Origin of the sequence: Melaminivora alkalimesophila (genome assembly GCF_000282995.1) — a bacterium.
Classification (GTDB): Bacteria; Pseudomonadota; Gammaproteobacteria; order Burkholderiales; family Burkholderiaceae_C; genus Melaminivora; species Melaminivora alkalimesophila.
Genome location: NZ_ALEE01000582.1, coordinates 1 through 3,095 on the forward strand (window position 1 = coordinate 1; position 3,095 = coordinate 3,095).

3 protein-coding genes and 1 pseudogene are annotated in these 3,095 nt (G+C 72.4%); 3 read left to right on the forward strand and 1 reads right to left on the reverse strand.

The features are described 5' to 3' along the window. Nucleotides 1-428, forward strand: a pseudogene (locus tag A612_RS11400) (transglutaminase-like domain-containing protein); the annotation flags it as partial. Nucleotides 429-453: 25 nt separating this feature from the next. Here A612_RS11400 and mpl read toward each other — a convergent pair. Beyond that, a complete protein-coding gene (gene mpl, locus A612_RS11405) occupies nucleotides 454-1,851 on the reverse strand; it encodes a UDP-N-acetylmuramate:L-alanyl-gamma-D-glutamyl-meso-diaminopimelate ligase (RefSeq protein WP_019374609.1) in 1,398 nt (465 codons plus the stop codon). 143 nt (nucleotides 1,852-1,994) lie between these two features. Between mpl and A612_RS11410 the strand changes: the two genes are divergently transcribed. Continuing rightward, nucleotides 1,995-2,618, forward strand: a complete 624-nt coding sequence (locus tag A612_RS11410; RefSeq protein ID WP_040436700.1) for a hypothetical protein — start codon at nucleotides 1,995-1,997, stop codon at nucleotides 2,616-2,618. 7 nt (nucleotides 2,619-2,625) lie between these two features. Next, the coding region (locus A612_RS11415; RefSeq protein ID WP_040436702.1) for a TlpA disulfide reductase family protein at nucleotides 2,626-3,095 on the forward strand (470 nt) is incomplete at its 3' end.

Below are 3,095 nucleotides of genomic sequence, written 5' to 3' on the forward strand. Positions count from 1 at the left end.
TGGCGGCGGCCTGCCGCGCAGTCGGCATCCCGTCGCGCGTGGGCTATGCCGACGTGCGCAACCACCTGAGCACCGAACGCATGCGCCAGAGCCTGGGCACCGACCTGTATGTCTGGCACGGCTACACCGACCTGTGGCTGGAGGGCGCCTGGCGCAAGGCCACGCCGGCCTTCAACATCGGCTTGTGCGAGCGTTTCGGCTTGCTTCCCCTGGATTTCGACGGCCGCGCCGACTCGATCTACCACCCCTTCGACCGGGAAGGCAACCGCCACATGGAGTATGTCCACCAGCGCGGCAGCTTCTCCGACATGCCGCTGGAGCGGATCGTGGCCGACTTCGTGCGCGTCTATCCGGGGCTCGTCGGTGCCACAGCCGGGCTGGCGGAGGCCAGCTTCGAGCAGGACGTGGAGCGCGAGACCGCGCGCTGAACGCCAGGCGGGTGGGGAAGGGCGCTCAGCCCCGCGCCGCCAGCTGCTGCAGCAGCCGGTCGTGCACCCCGCCGAAGCTGCCGTTGCTCATGCACACGATGTGGTCGCCGGGACGCACGGCGGCACCGAGCTGCGCGAGCAGCGCCGGCAGGTCGGCGGCGGTGTGGCCGCGTGCACCCAGCGGCGCCAGCGCCGCGGCGGCGTCCCAGTCCAGCCCGGCGGTATGGCAGAAGCTCAGGTCCGCCGGTGCCAGCGCCCAGGGCAGCTGGGCCGCCATGGTGCCCAGCTTCATGGTGTTGCTGCGCGGCTCGAACACCGCCAGGATGCGCGCCCCGGCGCCCACCCGCTGGCGCAGGCCCTCGAGCGTGGTGCGGATGGCCGTCGGGTGGTGGGCGAAGTCGTCATAGACATGGACGCCGGCAGCCGTGCCGCGCAGCTCCATGCGCCGGCGCACGTTGCGAAAATCCGCGAGCGCCTCGGCCGCTTGCGCCGGCGCTACGCCCACGTGGGCAGCGGCGGCGATGGCGGCCAGCGCGTTGAGCTGGTTGTGCACGCCGCTCAGGCCCCAGCGCAACTGCGCCACCATCCCCGCGCCGCGCTGGTGCACGGCGAAATCGTGTGCCGGGCCCTCGGCATGGAAGTCGCTGGCCGCGCTGCCGAAGCTCGTCACCTGGCTCCAGCAGCCGCGGTGCAGCACGCGCGCCAGGCTTTCTTCGAGGTCGTTCACCACCACGCGCCCGGAGGGCGGCACGGTGCGCAGCAGGTGCTCGAACTGGCGCTCGATGGCCGCCAGGTCGTCGAAGATGTCGGCGTGGTCGAATTCCAGATTGTTCAGCACCGCGGTGCGCGGGCGGTAGTGGACGAACTTGGAGCGCTTGTCGAAGAAGGCGGTGTCGTACTCGTCGGCCTCGATGACGAACAGCGGCCGCTGCTGGCCCGGCGCGTGCCGCCCCAGGCGCGCCGAGACGCCGAAGTCCAGCGGCACCCCGCCCACCAGGAAGCCCGGCGCGAGGCCGGCCTGCTCCAGGATCCAGGCCAGCATGGAGGTGGTCGTGGTCTTGCCGTGCGTGCCCGCCACCGCCATCACGTGGCGGCCCTGCAGCACGTGCTCGGCCAGCCATTGCGGGCCGCTGGTGTAGCGCGCGCCCGCATCCAGGATCGCCTCCATCAGCGGGAACTTCGGGCTGCCGTCGGGCAGGCGCGCGCGGCTGACCACGTTGCCGACCACGAACATGTCGGGCGCCAGGCGCAGCTGGTCGGCCCCGTAGCCCTCCAGCAGTTCGATGCCCAGGGCTGCCAGCTGGTCGCTCATCGGCGGATACACCCCCGCGTCGCAGCCCGTCACGCGGTGACTGGCCTCGCGCGCCAGTGCCGCCAGCCCGCCCATGAAGGTTCCGCAGATGCCCAGGATGTGAATGTGCATGGGACCGCATTCTAGGGAGGGGCGGTGCATCCCCGGGTGCCGCTGGGCGGCGGCAATGCCCTTGTGCGGTGCATGCCATGGCCGGCAGCGCCCGGCGCCTTCCGCGCCACAATGGCCGCGTTGCTTCGCCCTCGCCCCTTGCCATGCCCGCTCCCCCCGTCGCCGTCGAGATCGCCCATGCCGCCGCCCGCCTCGCGGTCGAGGAGGGGCTGGAGTGGGGCGCTGCCAAGCGCCGCGCCGTGCGCGACCTGGGCCTGCCGGCGCGCACGGCGCTGCCGGACAACGACCTGGTCGAGGACGCGGTGCGCGAGTACATCGACCTGTTCTGCGCCGACACCCAGCCGCAGGAGCTGGAGGCACTGCGCAGGCTGGCGCTGCGCTGGATGGAGCGCCTGGAGGCCTTCCGCCCCTATCTGGGCGGGGCCGTATGGCACGGCACGGCCACGCGGCTGTCGGACGTCTATCTGGTATTGTTCTGTGACGACCCGAAATCGGCCGAGATCGCGCTGATCGATCACGGGGTACGCTATGAGCCCACCACTGTCTCGGGCTTGCGCGGCGAGCCGGTGGAGGCCCTCAGCCTGTCGAGCCACTCGCCCGAGCTGGGCGAGGAGATCGGCGTGCACCTGCTGGTGCATGATCTGGATGACCTGCGCGGTGCCCTGCGCCGCGACGCGCGGGGCCGCACCCCGCGCGGCGACGCCGCGGCGGTGCGCCGCCTGCTGGAGCAGGAAACGGCACCGGCCGCCGGGCGGCAAAGCCATTGACACGACCATGCAAGCGACACCTCCTGCCGAACGACCTGCCCGCGGCCGCCCTGCATCCGCGTCCCGGCGCTGGCTGATGCTGGGCGCCGGGGCCCTGGCTGGCCTGGCGGGCGCTGGCGTCGCGCTGCGGCGCCTGGCTCCCGCCCCTGCCGCCGCGGATGCGGCCGCGCGTTTTTGGGAGGCTTCCTTCGACGGCCTGTCCGACAGCCCCCTGTCCACGGCGCAGTTCCGGGGCAGGCCGCTGCTGCTGAACTTCTGGGCAACCTGGTGCCCCCCCTGCATCAACGAGCTGCCGCTCCTGGACCGCTTCCATGAAGCGCACCGCGGGCGAGGCTGGCAGGTGCTCGGCTTGGCCATCGATCAGGAGGCGAGCGTGCGCCGTTTCCTGGAGCGCCAGCCTCTGGGTTTTCCTGTGGCGCTCGGCGGCATGGCGGGGTCCGAGCTGGGCCGAGCCCTGGGCAACGAGCGCGGCGGGCT

Bases quoted from the DNA above. Each gene is read 5' to 3' on its own strand.
- mpl (WP_019374609.1), bottom strand. From the start codon at position 1,851: ATGCACATTCACATCCTGGGCATCTGCGGAACCTTCATGGGCGGGCTG.
- A612_RS11410 (WP_040436700.1), top strand. From the start codon at position 1,995: ATGCCCGCTCCCCCCGTCGCCGTCGAGATCGCCCATGCCGCCGCCCGC.